Genomic DNA, 18,916 nt, shown 5'->3' with positions numbered 1-18,916 from the left:
CCGTGAGGCTTGACCATATAACACCCAAGCAATTTGCGTCGAATGACCAGATTGCGGTGACTGTGAAGATGACACGAACCGAAAGTTTGCGTCACGAACGACACCTGAAACAGCTTGCTATCACATACCCGATTTGCTGAAGCGCGCCGCACGGCACGATTCGGTACCCGAATTTCTTGACGACCATAGAGCATTGGAACCACCTGATCCCATCCCGAACTCAGTAGTGAAACGATGTATCGCCGATGGTAGTGTGGGGTTTCCCCATGTGAGAGTAGGTCATCGTCAAGATTGAATTCCAGAAACCCTCTTCGCTTACGCGTCGAGGGTTTTTGTTTTTTCGGTTGGCAGAAATTCAGAATGTTGATTGCCTTGTTCAACACGTGCTGCCGATCGACAGGCACAAAAAAACCACCGTTAAGGTGGTTTTTTATTGTCAGGGCAGTCAATCCCCGCGGTATTCACATCCGCTGGTGCACGTTTCGTGAATACGAACGGCCGACAGCTCCGGCAGCAGAGGCTTCAACTCATTCCAGATCCATTTCGCCAGGTTTTCGCTGGTTGGATTCTCAAGGCCCGGGATGTCATTCAAGTAGTTATGATCGAGGCGTTCATACAACGGTTTAAAGATCGCCTTGATTTCCGAAAAGTCCCGGATCCAGCCGGTATGGGGATCAACCTTTCCGGCCAGATGAATGCCGACACGAAACGAATGCCCATGCAGACGTCCACACTTGTGTCCCTCTGGAACGTGAGGGAGGCGGTGTGCTGACTCGAAGGTAAACTCTTTGAAAATTTCCACTGTGTATTGGCCCCGGAAAAATGGCGATCGCTGACGCGATAAATGCAATCGACGAGTTTAACAGCAATGGCCTGAAACTCCATGCAAGGGTTAGCCGCGATGACCCCACCAGTAACGTTTGATGGCACTCGGCCAGATCTATTCAGTTTGAGTTAAGTTGTCCCGGTTAAGGTGGTCATCATAGAAGCACTGACCGCTATGGATACCCCTATGAAAACGCTGACTACCCTGCTGGCGGCCCTTACACTTGTTTTTACGTCCTGTTTCATTCAGGCGCGCGGCGTCGACCCGCAGGAAGTGCTGCGCCTCAGTGATGCAGGTACGCTTCAGTCGGCTGAAAAGCTCGATGCCAAAGCGCTGAGCAAACATCCCGATGCCAGTATCATCGGCACGCAGTTCAAGAACATATACGGCAGGTACGTTTACAATGTCGAGCTGCGTGACAAACAGGGTATTGAGTGGGTTCTCGAAATAGACGCCGCTACAGGCCAGGTCTACAGGAATCATCAGGATAACTAATGAATGTCGACAAGCGTCTCTGTGTCATCCTTGGTTTGAGCCTGACCTGCTCTTTTGTGTATGCCAGAGATCTGAATCAGGATGAAGCGCTCAGTTTGCGGCAGCGCGGGGTCATTCTGCCGCTCGAACAGTTCATCGAGCGTGCGATGAGCCTTCATCCGGGCTCTCGCCTGCTGGAGGCCGAGCTTGAGGAGAAGAATAATGTGTACGTATATGAATTTGAATTGCTCACCCCTGAGGGCGTTGTCCGCGAGCTCAAGTTCGATGCGCGTGATAACCGATTGTTGAAAGACGAGGATGATGACTGATGCGCCTGCTACTGGTTGAAGACCATGTTCCCCTTGCCGATGAGCTGCTTGCTGCACTGGGGCGTCAAGGTTATGCGGTCGACTGGCTGGCTGACGGGCGCGATGCGGTTCATCAAGGGGCAAGCGAGCCGTATGACTTGATTGTTCTGGATCTGGGGCTGCCCGGCATGCCAGGGCTCGAGGTTCTCCAGCAATGGCGTAGCAAAGGTTTGGCGACCCCCGTGTTGATTCTGACAGCGCGGGGCTCCTGGTCTGAGCGTATAGAAGGCTTGAAGGCAGGTGCCGATGATTACCTGACCAAGCCTTTTCATCCTGAAGAGCTGCAGTTGCGTATTCAGGCGCTGTTGCGACGTTCGCACGGGCTGGCCAACCAGCCCACGCTGGAATCCGCCGGCCTTAATCTGGATGAAAGTCGTCAATGCGTCAGCCGGGATGGCGTTGATATCCAGCTAACTTCTGCAGAGTTTCGTCTGCTGCGTTATTTCATGCTTCATCCGGGACAGATTCTCTCTAAAAGCCATCTGTCAGAGCATTTGTACGATGGCGAAAACGAGCGTGACTCCAATGTCATCGAAGTCCATGTCAATCACCTGAGGCGCAAGCTGGGCCGTGCAGTCGTCGAGACACGCCGTGGCCAGGGTTATCTGTACGGCGGAGCCGGCGGTTGAAATCCATACAGCGACGTCTGAGTCTGGGTCTGATCGCCGTCATGGTCGTTGTCGGTCTGGTGATGGCGCAGACCAGTCTCTGGCTGTTCGAAGTGGGCTTGCAGCGCTACCTGGAGTCAGGTCTGCGCAACGAGAGTGAAAACCTGCTGGTAGCCCTGGTGCGAGGTCCTGCCGGGCTACAGCTGGATGACCATCGCCTGTCAGGTGCCTACCAGCGCCCGTTGTCTGGCCATTATTTCCGCATGGACTTGCCGCAGGGGCACTGGCGCTCCCGCTCCTTGTGGGATTTCGAGCTGCCTCAGCCTGGGGTAGGCTTGCATGCCAATCTTGAACTCGGCAAAACCGGGCAATCGCTGTTGATGCTGACCAGCGAATACCGCAAGTTCGGCAAGCAGGTATCAATCACCGTCGCGCAGGATTACACACCGGTCCGGGCGAGTTTTCGCCTCATGCAGCAGATCGGCCTCGGGCTCGGGCTTGCGGCGCTGATCCTGGTGCTGGTGTTGCAACGCATCACCGTGCGCAGAGCGCTTCGCCCGCTAGAAACCGTGCGCGAGCAGATTTTTCAGCTCCAGCAGGGCCAGCGTTCACAACTGGACAATCAGGTTCCCCTCGAACTCGAGCCGCTGGTGGCGCAGATCAACCACTTGCTCGCGCATACCGAAGACAGTCTGAAACGCTCACGCAATGCACTGGGTAATCTGGGACATGCCTTGAAGACACCGCTTGCGGTCTTGCTCAGCCTGGCCCTCAGCGGACAACTGGACGCCAACCCGGCATTGCGCAGGACCCTGCAGGAGCAACTGGAAAATATCCGTCTGCGGCTGGAGCGCGAGCTCAATCGCGCACGCCTCTCCGGCGACGCTCTACCGGGAGCCCGCTTCGACTGTGACGCCGAACTGCCCGGGCTTTTCTCCACGCTGGGCATGATCCACGGTGCCCATCTGCAGTTGATCAACGATGTGGAGGCGGTTATGTATCTGCCGTGGGATCGAGAGGACATTCTCGAACTGCTCGGCAACCTGCTGGACAATGCCTGTAAGTGGGCCGACAGCGAAGTGCGTCTGAACATCCTGAGTCAGGCTCAGGGCTTCTGCCTGTTGGTGGATGACGATGGACCTGGTATTCCCGAGGCGCAACGCGCGGAAGTATTCAGTCGTGGCGCTCGTCTCGATGAGCAGATTACCGGTCATGGGCTGGGGCTGGGTATCGTGCGTGACATCGTCGAGGCGTGGGGCGGTCAACTGCAACTGCAGGAGAGCCCGGCAGGTGGATTGCGGGTACGCATCGATCTGCCAGAGCGGACTGCCCCTTAGGAAATCAGCCGGCATCTCTCAGAGCATCGGTACAAAAAGGCAGGACAGGTCTTAATGTCCATCGGAGGGTGCCGATAACCTAATCGGGCACCTCTGACTTATAAAAATAACCATAAGGCCAATCCTATGCGTCTCAGTCTGAAAGCCAAGGTTCTGTCGCTGGCAGTCTTGCCGGTTCTGATATTTGCGCTGGTGATCAGCGCCACGACCGTATTCATGCTGCACCGGCAGGCCGAGCGAGAAGTCAGCGACACGCGAGAGCGCTTGCTCAACGAAGCCAAGGCCACGCTGCAAAATTACGTCGCGATCGCCATGACCGCCATCAAGCCACTCTACGATGCTGCCGCGCCCGGCGACGACGCTGCACGTGCCAACGCTATAAAGCTGCTTTCCTCGGTCAGTTACGGCAAGGATGGGTACATCTTTGGCTACGACTCTCAGGTGATCCGGATTTTCAGGAGCAACAGCCCTGACGGTGTGGGCAAGAGCTTCACTGACGCCCGTGATGCGAACGGCGTGTATATCAATCGCGAGCTGGTGGCGGTCGGCAAGGCGGGTACTCACTATGTGATGTACTCGTCAGCCCTGCCTGGCAAGACCGAACCTGTCCCCAAGATCGGCTATACGGATTATCTGCCGAAATGGGATCTGGTCATCGGCTCTGCCGTCAATATCGATGGCATCGATGCTCAGGTTGCCGTGGTCAGGCAAAACGTCGAGGCACGCTTGAAGGAGATGCTCTACAGCATTCTCGGCATTACCGTTCTGGTATTGCTCGTTATCGGCATCATCGGAATAGTGCTGACTGGCACGTTGCTGCGCCCGCTCGGCCTGATGAAAAACAATCTGGATGACATCGCTGCAGGTGGAGGCGACCTGACTCGGCGTCTGGTCATTACCAGCAATGACGAGCTCGGTGATCTGGCGGGTTCGTTCAACCGGTTTGTCGACAAGATTCATGGCATGGTTCGTCAGGTCAGTGAAATGACCGGACAGCTCAATGGCCTGGTCGGTGAAGTGAGCTCGCAGGCACAGCGCTCGGAGACGGCGATGGACCGTCAGCGCCACGAAACCGATCAGGTGGCTACTGCAATCAATCAGATGTCGGCTGCCGCTCAAGAGGTCGCCAAGAGCGCACAGGGTGCTTCCGTGGCTGCTCGGCAGACCGATGAACAAGGACGCGCCGCCAAGCGCGTGGTGGATGGCAGTATCCGGCAGATTCACACGCTGGTGGATGACATCCGCAAAAGTGGCTCGTCACTGGACGTCTTGCAGAAGGATGTTTCTTCGATCGTCAGCGTACTGGGCGTCATTCGCTCGATCGCCGAACAGACCAACCTGCTGGCACTCAATGCCGCCATCGAGGCCGCCAGGGCAGGGGAGGCAGGGCGCGGTTTTGCCGTGGTCGCCGACGAAGTCCGGGCACTGGCCAGCCGTACACAGCAGAGCACGCAGGAAATCCAGGGCATGATCGACCGCTTGCAGCAGGGCACTCAGGAGGCGGTGACAGCCATGCGCCGTTCCAGCGAAGCAGGCGACGGCACCTCGGCGCAGGCCAACGAAGCGGGTACATCGCTGGAGAGCATCGGCGAACTGATCGCGACCATCAATTCGATGAACGCGCAGATCGCCAGTGCCGCTGAAGAGCAGACGGCAGTTGCCGAAGAAATCAATCGCAGCGTTCATCAGATCGCGGGTGCAGTCGAGAGCGTCGCCGATGAAACCCGGCAAAGCGCCCAGACCTCACGCAGCCTGGCCGAACTGGGCGCGCGCCTGGACAGTCTGGTCGGTCAGTTTCGGGTCTGATGCCGCTCTGGCAGGGGCTTGAACCCCTGCCATCACCCGCGACTGGTGTCGCCGTCATATTGCCTTCATGGAGATGGCACTCGTGCGCTCGTGTGCTGACTAAGCTCTAGACCGGGCGCGATGCGCGGTCTAATGACATGGACAGGACATGAACGAAACCACGCTGCAATACAAAACCCTCATTCTGCTACTGGTACTGGTGACCATTGCCTTCATATGGATTCTGCTGCCGTTCTATGGCGCAGTGTTCTGGGCGGTCATCCTCGGAATCATCTTCGCGCCTGTGCAGCGCAAGTTGCAGATCAAGTTCAACTGGTCACGCAATCTCACCTCCCTGTGCACCCTGATGATCTGTCTGTTTATCGCGATTCTGCCGGTGATCGTGATCAGCGCCTTGCTGGTTCAGGAGGGGACCATGCTGTACAAGAACGTCGAGACCGGGCAACTGGATATCGCCGGCTACCTGGCCGAGTTCAAGGACCTGCTGCCGCACTCCGTGCAGGCGCTGCTCGATCGTCTGGGCATGGGAGACCTGGAAGGGTTGCGCGATAAGATCGCCAAGGGGGCGATGCAGGGCAGTCAGTACCTGGCGACGCAGGCATTCAGCTTTGGACAGGGCACGTTCGACTTTGTCGTGAGCGTCTTCATCATGCTCTACCTGCTGTACTTTTTCCTGCGCGACGGACAGGAACTGGTGCGCAAGATCCGCACAGCCTTCCCGTTGGGCGAACAGCAGAAGCGCCGTCTGCAGCTCAAGTTCACCCGTGTGGTACGTGCCACGGTCAAAGGCAACGTGGTGGTCGCGGTGACGCAAGGTGCGCTGGGCGGCTTCATCTTCTGGGTGCTGGATATCCCGAGTGCGCTGCTTTGGGCGGTGATCATGGCGTTCCTGTCGCTGTTGCCTGCGGTGGGAGCCGGGATTGTCTGGGCGCCGGTGGCCGTCTACTTCCTGCTCAGCGGCATGATCTGGCAAGGTGTGGTGCTGGGCTTGTTTGGCGTCTTCGTGATCGGTCTGGTGGATAACGTACTGCGCCCGATCCTGGTGGGCAAGGACACCAAGATGCCGGACTACCTGATCCTTATTTCCACGCTGGGCGGCATGTCGGTCTTTGGTCTGAACGGCTTTGTGATCGGGCCTCTGGTGGCGGCGCTGTTCATGTCCAGTTGGGGATTGTTCAGCGGCGCCAAGAAGCCCGTGAGGCTGCCAGGCTGACATTGCCAGGACGCTTAGCCGACACAGACCCGCGCATGCTCTCTGCCATTTATCAGGCAGAGGGCATGCGCCGGTTGTTCATCAGGACAAGATGTCTGGAGCAGGGCTCATTCTGAGCCCTTTGCCGCGATGGCCGCGATAGCCGCGGAGTCCATGAAGGCTGCCAGATCAGTATTGAAGCGCGATGCTTCTTCCAGAAATGGCGCGTGGCCTGAATTCTCGTACACCTTCGATTGAATCCGCGCATTGAGTTGCCGGGCGCGTGCGATGCTGGGCTGAACGTTGACCAGATCATCCTTGCTGCCATACAGCATCAATACCGGCACCTTTGCCTTGGGCAAGCCTTCGGCAACATCGACAGTCATTGCAGGCGTAGCGCGGGTCATCGTCCACGATGCCATCGCGGCACTCGACAACAGTCGCTCGAAGGTCGGTGCATCCGGCTTTATCTGGAAGCACAGTCCGAGAAAAGTACGTAGTGCATCAAGGTGGGTCTTCAGGTCATCTGAGCTCAGGCCGGCATACACATGAGGATGGGCTGTAATCAGCGCTGCGTTAAGCTCGATCACAGCATCGACATACACAATCCCGCTGATCTTCGCGTCACCATAGGCGGCGAGGTAGTTGGAGATGACCACGCCTCCCAATGACCAGCCGACCAGCACTGGACGCTTGCCTGCCGTGGCCTCAAGTACAGTCGCCAGATCGTCCGCGTAACGACGTCCGTTGCGGTACGCCTCGATATTCTCAGGCTTGTCGGAAAGACCATGGCCGCGCAGGTCATAGGTAATCATCCGGTAGCGCTGCAGTTGAGGACTATCGATCTGCTTTTCCCAGTTCATACGGCTGCCCAGCAGGCCGTGGATGAAAATTACCGCCTGGCCGGTCGGATCTCCTGATTCCTGCACAGCGAGTCTGACGCCGTCAGGGGCGGTGACGGTATAGCTTTTTTCTACTGCCAAAGCCATCGACGACAAGGTCAACAGCGCGACAAGCCAAGTATTACGCAGTCGGCGAACAAAGCGAGTGTGATTCATGAGGCTATTTCCATGCGGAAGACGTGATGGGCGAACTGTAGGTCGACGGCGCAGGACGGTATATGACGTAAAATCCTGATAAATTGATTAATCGTCCTGAATTCGCGGTGGCCTCTCTCCATGCAATCCTCAAACGACCCCATCAGCGAACTTCTGCTCGGTATGCGTCTTTTCGGCGTCCAATTCCGCAGGCTGGAAGTCGCCCCGCCCCTTGGTGTTGGCTTCAGTAACGCAATCGGACGAGCACAATTTCATTTCGTCGGACGTGGGCCAGTGTGGCTACGCAGCGCCGAGAACGTTCTATACAAGCTGGATACCGGGGATGCGGTTCTGATTCCGCGCGGTGGGCACCACGCCATTTTGACGGCCGAAGACACGGCTGCAAGCGATGTACAGCTGTTTGACCCGTCTACCGGCATCATCGCTGGCGTTCACAATCCTGCAGGCGACGAGGAGGGCGGAGCTGTTGATCACGCGATCATCTTCAGCTGTTGCATGGCGTTGGAACTGGGCGGCATGCAGCCGCTTGTTGCCGCCATGCCGGATGTCATGCAGGTCAGTACTCTGCTGGAGACATGTCCCGAGCTGCGGCCCATGCTCGTGGCGATGGAGCGTGAAGCCTTGATGCAGCAGGCTGGGCACGCAGGGATTCTGGCACGTCTTGCTGAAGTCGTTGCCGCGCTGCTGGTGCGCGGCTGGGTCGCGGGCGGCTGTGGAAATGCCACGGGCTGGCTTGGCGCTTTGCAAGACCCTCGGCTGAGCCGCGCTATCGTCATGATGCACCAGCATCCAGGCAGAAACTGGACGGTGGCCACGCTTGCTCATGAGGCCCGGCATTCCCGCTCTGTGTTCGCACAGCGCTTTCTTGCAGCAACGGGTATTCCGCCATTGCAGTACCTGACTGAGTTGAGAATGCGCCTGGCAGTGCACAGCCTGAGCCGCAACCACTGTTCTCTGGAGGCCGTCGCCAGTCAACTGGGTTATGGTTCATTGGCTGCCTTCAGCCGCGCATTCAAAAGATCGACGGGCGTATCCCCAGGCGCTGTGCGGGCCGCGAAAAGCGTAGCCGGGTAGCCTTAGACCGTTTCGGAGACAAAAAAAACCCTGCTCGAGAGCAGGGCTTTTTGTTTGCGCAGGATCAGCCTGCTACGTGCAGACCTGCGTTGACCACCAGATCGAGCAGCGGTTGTGGGTATACACCCAGCACGAAGGTCAGGATCGCAACGGCCAGCAGCATCACGCCGCCCGTGCGCTGTGCCCAGTTGATGGCTGCGTCGTGGCGAGGGAGCTTGTTGTCGACCAGATACATAGTGACCATCACGCGCAGGTAATAGAACACGCCGATGGCGCTACCGATGACCAAGGCCCCGATCAGCCACCACAACTGCGATTCGACACCGGTGGCGATGATATAGAACTTGCCGATGAAACCTGCGGTGAGCGGGATACCTGCCAGCGACAGCATCATCAGAGTCATGACTGCCGTCAGGTAAGGGCGACGCCAGAACAGACCACGGTATTCGAACATCGCGTCGGCATCACGTCCGCTGTAAGGCGAAGACATCATGGTGATCACACCGAAGCTGCCCAGCGAGGTCAGGACGTAAGTCGCCAGGTAGACGCCAATCGCCTCGACCGCCATGCCTTTGCTGGCCACCAGCGCAATCATCAGGTAACCGAAGTGCGCGATGGAGGAGTAGCCCAGCAGACGCTTGAGGTTGGTCTGAGTCAGCGCCAGCAGGTTGCCGACGAGGATCGACGCGACGGCGATGACTGCCAGTACGTCATGCAGGACACCGCTGCTGGCGGCCGGTGAAATCTGGAACAGACGCACCAGTACCGCAAACACCGCCACCTTGCTGGCAGTTGCCAGGAAAGCCGCGACCGGCGCAGGGGCGCCTTCGTAAACGTCCGGGGTCCACAGGTGGAAAGGCACCAGTGACAGTTTGAAGGCCAGGCCGACGACCATCATGCCCAGACCCAGGCTGGCAATCGGGCTCGGCATGCCGGTCGCCGCGATCGCCTTGCCGATACCGTCGAAGCTCAGCGAGCCTGCCTCTGCGTACAGCAGCGCCATACCGAACAGCAGGAACGCCGAACCTGCGGCGGACAGGACCATGTACTTGATGCCGCCTTCCAGCGAGCGCTTGTTGAAGAAAGCATAAGCCACCAGTCCGTAGACCGGCACCGAGAGCAGTTCCAGACCGATGAACAGGCCTGCCAGATGCTGGGCACTGACCAGAACCAGCCCGCCGGCAGCTGCCAGCAGGATCAGCAGGTAAAGCTCTTCGCGATTGCCCGGATAACCGGCCTTGCCGTCACCCAGATAGGCGTGCGCCATGGTCACGCACGCGAGGGTAGAGGCAAGGATGATCGCCATGTACAGGCAGGCAAAGTTGTCGATATGCAGCAGTGGCGTCACGACCAGAGGGGCAACTTGCAATGCCGGATAGATCGACAGCAGGGCCAGGTTGAGGCCTGCTACCGAAAGCAGGAACGTTTGCGAGTGATTGCGGCGCCATGCTATCGCCAGCATCACCACGACAATGGTGAGGCTGGTAATCAGCAGTGGCGCAAGCGCAATAAAGTGTTGAATCGTCAGGTCCATAGCGCTCTTACCGGGCCGAAGCGAGTTGAGTGAAGGCAGTGCCTAGCCATTGCTGCACGCCGTGCATGGTCGCCGCCGATGTGTCGAGGAACGGCTGCGGGAACACCCCGAGCACGACCAGCAACACGGCAAGGCCCAGCACCATGATCATTTCCCGTCCGTCCATGCCCTTCAGAACCTCGTCGGACTTCGACGGGCCGAAGTAGGCGCGGTGGATCATGATCAGCGAGTAGACAGAACCGAATACCAGACCGGAGGTGGCGATCGCCGTGATCCAGGGTGAGCTGGCGAAGCTGCCCAGCAGAATCAGGAACTCGCCGACAAAGTTGCCGGTGCCCGGCAGACCCAGAGAGGCGGCGGCAAAGAACAGGCTGATGGCCGGGATGTAGGCGATGCGTGACCACAGACCGCCCATCTCACGCATGTCGCGAGTGTGCAGGCGCTCGTACAACTGGCCACTGAGAATGAACAGTGCCGCAGCCGACAGGCCGTGGGCGATCATCTGGATCAGTACGCCTTGCAGCGCTTGCTGACTGCCCGAGTAGATACCGATCAGTACGAAGCCCATGTGCGAAACGCTGGAGAACGCGATCAGGCGCTTGATGTCAGTCTGGGCAAATGCCAGGAATGCGCCGTAGAAGATACCGACCAGGCCCAGCGTCATTGCAATCGGTGCGAACTCGGCCGATGCGTTGGGGAACAGCGGCAGGGCAAAGCGCAGCAGGCCGTAAGCCGCAGTCTTCAGCAGGATACCCGCCAGGTCGACGGAGCCTGCAGTCGGTGCCTGGGCGTGCGCATCCGGCAGCCAGGAGTGCAACGGCACCACCGGCAGCTTGACGGCGAAGGCAATGAAGAAGCCCAGCATCAGGATGTACTCGGTGCCCGGTGCCAGTTTGGTCTTCAGCAGGTCGGCGTAGGCAAAGGTGATCACGCCGGTCTGATTGAAGTGCACCAGAACCAGGCCCAGGATCGCCACCAGCATGATCAGGCCGCTGGCCTGAGTGAAGATGAAAAACTTGGTGGCCGCATAGATACGGGTTTTCTTGCCGTCCGAAGAGCTGTGACCCCAGAGCGCGATGAGGAAATACATCGGCACCAGCATCATTTCCCAGAAGAAGAAGAACATGAACAGGTCGATGGCCAGGAACACGCCGACGACACCGCCCAGGATCCACATCAGGTTAAGGTGGAAGAAACCGACCTTGCGCTGGATTTCCTTCCACGAGCACAGCACCGACAGCACACCCAGCAGGCCGGTCAGCAGGATCATCAGCAGCGACAGGCCATCGAGTGCCAGATGCACGTCGATGCCGAAGCGGGTGATCCACGGGTGGTGGAATTCCAGGGTCCAGGTTGGATCGGCACCCGGCACCGGCGCGTAGCCGAAGTTGCCGGTAGCCCACAGCCAGAGGCCGAGAACCAGTTCCAGGGTCATTGTCAGCAACGCAATCCAGCGCGGCAGGGTAGAGCCGAAGCGCTCACCCAGCCAGCACAGCAGGCCGCCGATGAAGGGGATCAGGATTAGCCAGGGCAGAATCATGACGGGCTCAATTCCTTTCGCAAATTCGCAAGGTTCATATCAGATCGCAACCAGAACGACGGCACCGAGTACCAGAACGGCACCCACGGCGATCGAGGCAGCATACCAACGCAACTGGCCGGTCTCGGTGCGGCTCATGGTGTCATGACCGCCTTTGACCAGACGTGGGATCAAGCCGATAGTGCGGTCGAACGGATCACTACGCAGTACATGGCTGATTGCCAGGTACGGCTTGACGAACAGCTTGTCGTAGATCCAGTCGAAGCCCCAGGCCGCGAACCACCAGGCCGAAAGGAAACGGCCCGGAGCGCTGTTGGCGATAGCCGTCGCCAGGCGGCGCTTGCCGAGGAACAGCAGCGCTGCCAGCAGGATACCGGCCAGCGCGATGGCGCCGGAAGCGATCTCCAGACTGTGCTTGGCTTCGCCACCGGCATGGCCGACGCTCTGCGGTAGAACACCGGCCAGGGGCGGAGTGATCAGCGCGCCGATGAATGTCGACAGCACGATCAGCACCGACAGTGGCAGCCAGTGAGCGATACCGTGACCTGCGTGTGCTTCGGTCTTGGCTTCACCGTGGAACGCGATGAAGATCAGACGGAAGGTGTACAGCGACGTCATGAACGCGCCCACCAGACCGGCATACAGCAAGCCGTTGTTACCGCTGGCAAATGCTTCCCAGAGAATTTCGTCCTTGGAGTAGAAGCCCGCCGTCAGCAGCGGCAGGGCGGAAAGAGCAGCGCCACCGACGATGAAGCTGGCGTAGGCCAATGGCAGTTTCTTCCACAGGCCGCCCATCTTGAAGATGTTCTGCTCGTGGTGGCAGGCAACGATCACCGCACCGGAAGCAAGGAACAGCAGCGCCTTGAAGAAGGCGTGGGTCATCAGGTGGAAGATCGCGCCTTCCCAGGCGCCAACCCCCAGTGCCAGGAACATGTAGCCGATCTGGCTCATGGTCGAGTAGGCGAGGATACGCTTGATGTCGGTCTGTACCAGAGCGGCGAAACCCGCCAGAACCAGCGTGACGCCGCCGACAATGCCGACCAGATGCAGGATGTCAGGTGCCAGTGCGAACAGGCCGTGAGTCCGCGCAATCAGGTAGACGCCCGCCGTGACCATGGTCGCTGCGTGGATCAGCGCCGAAACCGGAGTAGGACCGGCCATCGCGTCAGCCAGCCAGGTTTGCAGTGGCAACTGGGCGGATTTACCGACCGCACCGCCCAGCAGCATCAACGTCGCCAGCACGATCCAGAAATCGCCGACCTTGAAGTGTTCCGGCGCCCTGACCAGCAGTTCCTGCACATTGAGCGTGCCCAATTGCTGGAACAGGATGAACAGACCGATAGCCATGAACACGTCACCGATACGGGTGACGATGAACGCTTTTAGCGCTGCGTTGCCGTTGTTGCGGTTGCTGTAATAGAAACCGATCAACAGGTAACTGCACAGGCCCACACCTTCCCAACCAAAGTAGATGAACAGCAGATTGTCGCCCAGGATCAGGAACAGCATGCTGGCGATGAACAGGTTGGTGTAGGAGAAGAAGCGCGAGTAGCCCGCCTCACCGCGCATGTACCAGGACGCGAACAGATGGATCAGGAAGCCGACGCCAACCACTACGCCCAGCATCGTGACGGACAGCCCGTCCAGATACAGTGCGAAGTTGGGCTGGAAGCCATCGACGTCCATCCAGCGCCACAGCACCTGGGTGTAGTGACCGCCTTCGGGTGGTGCGACGTTGAACTGCCAGATGACCCAGGCCGTGACAATGGCTGAGAGGCCGATAGAGCCGACGCCGATCAGCGCAGCGAGGTTTTCCGAGATGCGTCCACGGGAGAACGACAGCAGCAGAAAGCCGATGAGGGGGAATACGAAAGTCAGAAAGAGAAGATTCATCCGCGCATCTCGCTGGCAGCATCGATATCGAGAGTGTGGAAGCGGCGATACAGTTGCATCAGGATCGCCAGGCCGATACTGGCCTCGGCTGCCGCAAGGCTGATCACTAGGATGAACATCACCTGCCCGTCCGGTTGCCCCCAACGGCTGCCGGCAACGACGAATGCCAGTGCAGCGGCATTCATCATGATTTCCAGGCTCATCAACACGAAGAGAATGTTACGGCGCACCATCAGGCCGACCAGACCCAGACAGAACAGAACCCCGGCGACCGCCAGGCCGTGCTCAAGAGGGATAGCATTCATTGGCTTGGCTCCTTGGCCTCGTTGCGGCCCAGATGGAAGGCCGTGATGGCTGCTGCAAGCAACAGCATCGAGGCGAGTTCCACCACCAGCAGATAGGGCCCGAACAGGCTGATGCCGACTGCCTTGGCGTCGACCGTGGTGTGACCGACACCAGCGCCGGTCGGATTGGCGAACAGCACGTACAGCAACTCGGCCAGCAACAGCGCGCCGAGGATGACCGGACCGATCCAGATGCCGGGTTTGAGCCAGGCACGTTCCTGCTGAACCGAGGCCGGGCCGAGGTTCAGCATCATCACCACAAACACGAACAGGACCATGATCGCGCCCGCATAGGCAATGACTTCCAGCACACCGGCGAACGGCGCGCCGAGGCTGAAGAACGTCATTGCTACAGCGATCAGCGAGATGATCAGGTAGAGCAGGGCGTGCACCGGATTCGTGTTGGTGATCACCCGCAGGGTGGACACAACAGCGATACCGGATGCGAAGTAGAAAGCGAATTCCATCTTTACTTCCTTAAGGCAGCAAGCTCTTGACGTTGATCGGCTCGGCTTCGTTCTGTGCGGAGCCCTTGGGCTTGCCGCCGATGGCCATGCCGGCAACGCGATAGAAATTGTAGTCAGGGTTCTTGCCGGGTCCGGAGATCAGCAGGTCTTCCTTCTCGTACACCAGATCCTGACGCTTGAAGTCGGCCATCTCGAAGTCCGGCGTAAGCTGGATCGCGGTCGTCGGGCAGGCTTCTTCGCACAGGCCGCAGAAGATGCAGCGCGAAAAGTTGATGCGGAAGAAGTCGGGATACCAGCGTCCGTCCTCTGTCTCGGCCTTCTGCAGAGAAATGCAACCGACCGGGCAGGCTACTGCACAAAGGTTGCACGCCACGCAGCGCTCTTCGCCATCGGGGTCGCGGGTCAGAACGATGCGGCCACGGTAGCGGGGCGGAAGATAAACCTGCTCTTCAGGGTATTGCAGTGTGTCGCGCTTGCGGAAGCCGTGGCCGAAGACCATGACCAGGCTGCGCAACTGGGTACCCGTACCCTTAACGATGTCACCAATATATTTGAACATGGGTCAAATCCTCACTGAACCGAGCCTGCCGGTGTGTTCAACAACACAATCGCAGCAGTCACCAGCAAATTGATCAGGGTCAGCGGCAGACAGAACTTCCAGCTGAAATCCATGACCTGGTCATAACGCGGGCGCGGAATGGAGGCGCGCAGCAGAATGAACAGCATGATGAAAAACGCGGTTTTCAAGGCGAACCAGAAGAATGCCAGCGATGGCAGAATGTCGAACGGGCCGTGCCAGCCACCGAAGAACAGCGTCACCAGCAGCGCCGAGATCAAAATGATCCCGATGTACTCGCCCACGAAGAACATGCCCCATTTCATGCCGGCATATTCAATGTGGTAGCCGTCAGCCAGTTCCTGCTCGGCTTCCGGTTGGTCGAACGGGTGGCGGTGAGTCACCGCGACGCCTGCAATGAAGAACGTACAGAAGCCGAAGAACTGCGGAATGATGAACCACAGGTTCTGCGCCTGATATTCAACGATGTCGCGCATGTTGAACGAGCCGACCTGAACCACGATGCCCATCAGCGCAAGGCCCATGAACACTTCGTAGGACACGGTCTGCGCCGAAGCACGCAGGCTGCCCAGCAGAGCGAACTTGTTGTTGCTCGACCAGCCGGCGAACAGCACCGCATACACGGATAGCCCCGCCATGGCGAAGAAGAACAACAGACCGATGTTCAGATCCGCGACGCCCCACGTCGGGGTGATCGGGATGACCGCAAAGGCGATCAGCAAGGCGCTCATGGCAACCACAGGTGCCAGGGTGAAGATCACCTTGTCGGCGAACGGCGGTGTCCAGTCTTCCTTGAAGAACATCTTCAACATGTCGGCTGCGATCTGGAACATGCCGAACGGTCCGACGCGGTTAGGACCATAACGGTCCTGCCACCAGCCCAGCAGACGACGCTCGATGAAGCTCAGCAGGGCACCACAAACCACGACCGCCAGCAACACCACAATGGCTTTGACCACTGCAATGATTGCGTCGATCACATCAGGGGTAAACCAGGTCATTGCGCTGCCTCCTGCAGACCGTCGACGGATTTGCCGAAGATTGCCGGCGGAATGCCAGGCAGTCCTGCCGGCAATGCCACAAGACCCGCGCCCAGTTCTTCGCTGATGCGCAACGGCAAGGTCAGCGATTCACCGCCGATGCTCAAGGAGAGCAGGGCGCCTTCGTTGACGCCAAGGCGATCGGCTTCGGATTTGGCCAGGGCGACGTAGGCCTGCGGGATGCGTTCCTGAACCGGCGCGGCCAGAGACGAGGTTTCATCGCTGCCGAACAGGTGAAAGAACGGCACGATCTGCCAGGTGCCGCGCTCTGGAGAGAACGCACGTGGCACGCTGGAGAACCATGACAGACCATCGCCCTGGCTTTCGATCAGGCGAGTGCCCGGGTCGCCAGCACGCAAGTGACCACCGACTTCGTCCTGAAACTTGTTCCAGGCCTGCGGCGAGTTCCAGCCCGGCGACCAGGCGAATGGCACTTGCTGACGAGGCTCGGCCGAGCCCGAGTAGCCTTCCATGGAGAAGGAGAAGGCTGTGTCGATGTCTTGCGAAGTGCGTGGCTCATGCACGCTGATGTTGGCTCGCATCGCGGTACGGCCGCTGTAACGCAGCGGTTCGCGAGCCAGTTTCAGGCCCTTGATGCGGAACGACGCAGAAGGTGCAGCGTTGACGATACCCGCCAGTTGCGGCGTGCTGCCGGCGCAGGCTTCGGTGACGTGGTCGAGTTGCGTCCAGTCAACCGGCTTGTTCAGCAAGGTAGCGCGCAGGGCGTGCAACCAGCGCCAGCCTTCGTGGACCAGAATGCTGGCATCCAGATAGGTCGGATCGAAGACCTGGAAGAAGCGCTGGGCGCGGCCTTCCTGGCTGACCAGTGTGCCGTCGCCTTCGGCGAAGCTGGCAGCTGGCAGGATCAGATGGGCACGGTCGCTGGTCGGGGTTTTCTGATGGTCAGCAACGATCACGACTTTCGCAGCGCTCAGCGCGGCGTCGACGATTTTAGCGTCCGCACGACGATACAAATCGTTTTCCAGCACCACGATGGCGTCGGCCTTGCCGGAGATCACGGCTTGTAGCGCGGCATCGACGGAGTCGCCGCCGAACATCGCCAGGCCCATGCTGTTGGCTTCGGGGACGATCAGGCTGATGGAGCCCTGCTTGTCGCGCAGCTTCAAGGCCTTGGCGATGTTCGCAGCAGCTTCGATCAGTGCTGTCGAACCCAGCGAACTGCCGGAAATGATCAGCGGTCGTTTGGCGGCCAGCAGTGCGTCGGCAATACGTTGCGCCAGCTCCAGCGCCTCGCTGTCCAGACCTTCGACGGCCGGTGCGCTGGTATCCAGGGCATGGGCCACGGCAAAACCGATACGCGCCAGGTCGTCAGGCGCTGCATGTACGCATTCTTCTGCAACGTCGTCGAGACGGGTCTCGGCGAGGCTGGCGATGAACAGCGGATTCAGTTCGTGCTGACCGATGTTCTTCACGGCTGCGTCGAGCCACGGCTGGACTTTCATCGCCGCGGCCATGTCCTCAGCCTTGCCTTTGACGGCCTGGCGCAAGCCCAGGGCCATACGTGCCGCTGTCTGGGTCAGGTCTTCACCGAGGACGAAGATGGCATCGTGATCTTCGATGTCACGCAGGGTCGGGATCGGCAGCGGGCTGTCGTTAAGGACCTTGAGAATAAGCCTGACACGCTCCAGTTCACCGGCTTCGATACCGCTGTAGAAATGCTCGGCACCCACCAGCTCACGCAACGCGTAGTTGCTTTCGAGGCTGGCGCGAGGAGAGCCGATACCGACGATGTTACGGCCACGCAGCAGGTCTGCCGCCTTGTCCAGCGCCTCGTCCAGGCTCAGTTTGATCTGACCGTCGACGAGCAGTGGCTGACGCGGGCGATCCTTGCGATTGACGTAACCGTAGCCGAAACGTCCGCGGTCGCAGAGGAAGTACTGGTTGACCGAGCCGTTGTAACGGTTTTCGATGCGGCGCAATTCACCGTAGCGTTCGCCCGGGCTGATGTTGCAGCCGCTGGAGCAGCCGTGGCAGATGCTCGGAGAGAACTGCATGTCCCATTTGCGGTTGTAGCGCTCGGAGTGGGTCTTGTCCGTGAACACACCGGTCGGGCAAACCTCGGTGAGGTTGCCGGAGAACTCGCTTTCCAGCGTACCGTCTTCAACGCGACCGAAGTACACGTTGTCATGGGCGCCGTAGACGCCCAGGTCGGTGCCGCCCGCATAGTCTTTATAGAAGCGCACACAGCGATAACAGGCGATGCAGCGGTTCATCTCGTGCGCGATGAAGGGCCCTAGCTCCTGATTCTGGTGAGTACGCTTGGTGAAGCGATAACGGCGCTCGTTGTGACCGGTCATTACGGTCATGTCCTGCAGGTGACAGTGACCGCCTTCCTCGCAGACCGGGCAGTCATGCGGGTGGTTGGTCATCAGCCATTCGACGACACTGGCCCGGAAGGCCTTGGATTCATCGTCTTCGATGGAGATCCAGGTGTTGTCGGTGGCTGGTGTCATGCAGGACATGACGATACGACCGCGAGTGTCGTTCTCGTCCGTGTACTGCTTGACCGCGCACTGGCGACAGGCGCCAACGCTGCCAAGGGCGGGGTGCCAGCAGAAATAAGGGATGTCGAGGCCCAGCGACAGACATGCCTGTAACAGGTTGTCTGCACCATCGACTTCGAGCGCTTTGCCGTCTACGTGAATAGTAGCCATGGTTCAAAGGTCTTCGTTGGCCCGTTGTCAGCGGGCGTGGCTAATGGAATCTCGGTAGTACCCGTATCGTTCAGCCCGGAGGCGTCAGCAGGTACGAGGACGG

The 18,916-nt window shown here is 59.1% G+C and carries 17 protein-coding genes, 1 rRNA gene and 1 pseudogene; 9 read left to right on the top strand and 10 right to left on the bottom strand.

What is annotated here, in order from left to right; all coding sequences use genetic code 11:
* Positions 1–175: 175 nt before the first annotated feature.
* Positions 176–291 (top strand): 5S ribosomal RNA (gene rrf, locus BLR20_RS06720).
* A 154-nt stretch (positions 292–445) separates the two neighbouring features.
* Here the strand turns inward: rrf and queD are convergent.
* On the bottom strand, positions 446–802 hold the full coding sequence (gene queD / locus BLR20_RS06715) for a 6-carboxytetrahydropterin synthase QueD (RefSeq protein ID WP_003317991.1): 357 nt from the start codon (positions 800–802) through the stop codon (positions 446–448).
* A gap of 210 nt (positions 803–1,012) precedes the next feature.
* Between queD and BLR20_RS06710 the strand changes: the two genes are divergently transcribed.
* The 7 genes and pseudogenes from BLR20_RS06710 (at position 1,013) to BLR20_RS06685 (ending at position 6,632) form a co-directional block, all read left to right on the top strand.
* Positions 1,013–1,321: a PepSY domain-containing protein gene (locus tag BLR20_RS06710; RefSeq protein WP_054993993.1), complete on the top strand. Its 309-nt coding sequence runs from the start codon at positions 1,013–1,015 to the stop codon at positions 1,319–1,321.
* Positions 1,321–1,629, top strand: a complete 309-nt coding sequence (locus BLR20_RS06705) for a PepSY domain-containing protein (protein ID WP_010427037.1) — start codon at positions 1,321–1,323, stop codon at positions 1,627–1,629. Before BLR20_RS06710 ends, BLR20_RS06705 begins: the two co-directional genes overlap by 1 nt.
* Positions 1,629–2,297 carry a response regulator transcription factor gene (locus BLR20_RS06700; protein ID WP_010427035.1) on the top strand — a complete coding sequence of 223 codons (669 nt, stop codon included), beginning with the start codon at positions 1,629–1,631 and terminating at the stop codon, positions 2,295–2,297. Before BLR20_RS06705 ends, BLR20_RS06700 begins: the two co-directional genes overlap by 1 nt.
* Positions 2,294–3,613, top strand: coding sequence for a sensor histidine kinase (locus tag BLR20_RS06695; RefSeq protein ID WP_054993992.1), 1,320 nt, complete (start codon positions 2,294–2,296; stop codon positions 3,611–3,613). Before BLR20_RS06700 ends, BLR20_RS06695 begins: the two co-directional genes overlap by 4 nt.
* A 126-nt stretch (positions 3,614–3,739) precedes the next feature.
* Positions 3,740–4,561, top strand: a pseudogene (locus BLR20_RS28415) (cache domain-containing protein); the annotation flags it as partial.
* A 15-nt stretch (positions 4,562–4,576) separates the two neighbouring features.
* A complete protein-coding gene (locus tag BLR20_RS28410; RefSeq protein ID WP_412778634.1) occupies positions 4,577–5,419 on the top strand; it encodes a methyl-accepting chemotaxis protein in 843 nt (280 codons plus the stop codon).
* Positions 5,420–5,567: 148 nt separating this feature from the next.
* Positions 5,568–6,632 carry an AI-2E family transporter gene (locus tag BLR20_RS06685; protein ID WP_054993990.1) on the top strand — a complete coding sequence of 355 codons (1,065 nt, stop codon included), beginning with the start codon at positions 5,568–5,570 and terminating at the stop codon, positions 6,630–6,632.
* Positions 6,633–6,739: 107 nt separating this feature from the next.
* Here the strand turns inward: BLR20_RS06685 and BLR20_RS06680 are convergent, their stop codons facing one another.
* Positions 6,740–7,669 (bottom strand): alpha/beta fold hydrolase, encoded by a 930-nt coding sequence (locus BLR20_RS06680; protein WP_054993989.1) that lies wholly within the window; start codon positions 7,667–7,669, stop codon positions 6,740–6,742.
* Between the two features lie 120 nt (positions 7,670–7,789).
* On the opposite strand from BLR20_RS06680, the gene BLR20_RS06675 reads away from it, so the two are divergent.
* Complete coding sequence (locus BLR20_RS06675) at positions 7,790–8,743, top strand: AraC family transcriptional regulator (RefSeq protein WP_054993988.1); 954 nt, start codon at positions 7,790–7,792, stop codon at positions 8,741–8,743.
* 64 nt (positions 8,744–8,807) lie between these two features.
* Here BLR20_RS06675 and nuoN read toward each other — a convergent pair whose 3' ends face one another.
* Genes nuoN through nuoG form a run of 8 tightly spaced genes read right to left on the bottom strand, consistent with a single transcriptional unit; the run spans position 8,808 to position 18,813 of the window.
* Positions 8,808–10,277, bottom strand: coding sequence for an NADH-quinone oxidoreductase subunit NuoN (gene nuoN / locus BLR20_RS06670; RefSeq protein ID WP_010427024.1), 1,470 nt, complete (start codon positions 10,275–10,277; stop codon positions 8,808–8,810).
* Positions 10,278–10,284: 7 nt separating this feature from the next.
* On the bottom strand, positions 10,285–11,817 hold the full coding sequence (gene nuoM / locus BLR20_RS06665; protein WP_002554022.1) for an NADH-quinone oxidoreductase subunit M: 1,533 nt from the start codon (positions 11,815–11,817) through the stop codon (positions 10,285–10,287).
* Between the two features lie 39 nt (positions 11,818–11,856).
* Positions 11,857–13,710 (bottom strand): NADH-quinone oxidoreductase subunit L, encoded by a 1,854-nt coding sequence (nuoL, locus tag BLR20_RS06660; RefSeq protein ID WP_010427021.1) that lies wholly within the window; start codon positions 13,708–13,710, stop codon positions 11,857–11,859.
* Positions 13,707–14,015 carry an NADH-quinone oxidoreductase subunit NuoK gene (nuoK, locus tag BLR20_RS06655; RefSeq protein ID WP_003317980.1) on the bottom strand — a complete coding sequence of 103 codons (309 nt, stop codon included), beginning with the start codon at positions 14,013–14,015 and terminating at the stop codon, positions 13,707–13,709. Before nuoK ends, nuoL begins: the two co-directional genes overlap by 4 nt.
* The gene (nuoJ, locus tag BLR20_RS06650; protein ID WP_003317979.1) at positions 14,012–14,521 is read right to left on the bottom strand and encodes an NADH-quinone oxidoreductase subunit J; all 510 of its coding nucleotides are present in this window, start codon (positions 14,519–14,521) and stop codon (positions 14,012–14,014) included. Before nuoJ ends, nuoK begins: the two co-directional genes overlap by 4 nt.
* Before the next feature lie 10 nt (positions 14,522–14,531).
* Positions 14,532–15,080, bottom strand: coding sequence for an NADH-quinone oxidoreductase subunit NuoI (gene nuoI, locus BLR20_RS06645; protein WP_002554018.1), 549 nt, complete (start codon positions 15,078–15,080; stop codon positions 14,532–14,534).
* 11 nt (positions 15,081–15,091) lie between these two features.
* Positions 15,092–16,099 carry an NADH-quinone oxidoreductase subunit NuoH gene (gene nuoH / locus BLR20_RS06640; RefSeq protein ID WP_003371726.1) on the bottom strand — a complete coding sequence of 336 codons (1,008 nt, stop codon included), beginning with the start codon at positions 16,097–16,099 and terminating at the stop codon, positions 15,092–15,094.
* Positions 16,096–18,813, bottom strand: a complete 2,718-nt coding sequence (nuoG, locus tag BLR20_RS06635) for an NADH-quinone oxidoreductase subunit NuoG (protein ID WP_054993987.1) — start codon at positions 18,811–18,813, stop codon at positions 16,096–16,098. The genes nuoH and nuoG overlap by 4 nt, the downstream gene beginning before the upstream one ends.
* Between the last annotated feature and the right edge of the window lie 103 nt (positions 18,814–18,916).

It is taken from the genome of Pseudomonas congelans (genome assembly GCF_900103225.1).
Lineage (GTDB): Bacteria > Pseudomonadota > Gammaproteobacteria > Pseudomonadales > Pseudomonadaceae > Aquipseudomonas > Aquipseudomonas congelans.
The sequence above is the reverse complement of the archived record's forward strand: the minus strand, read 5'-3'. Positions and strand labels throughout refer to the sequence as shown.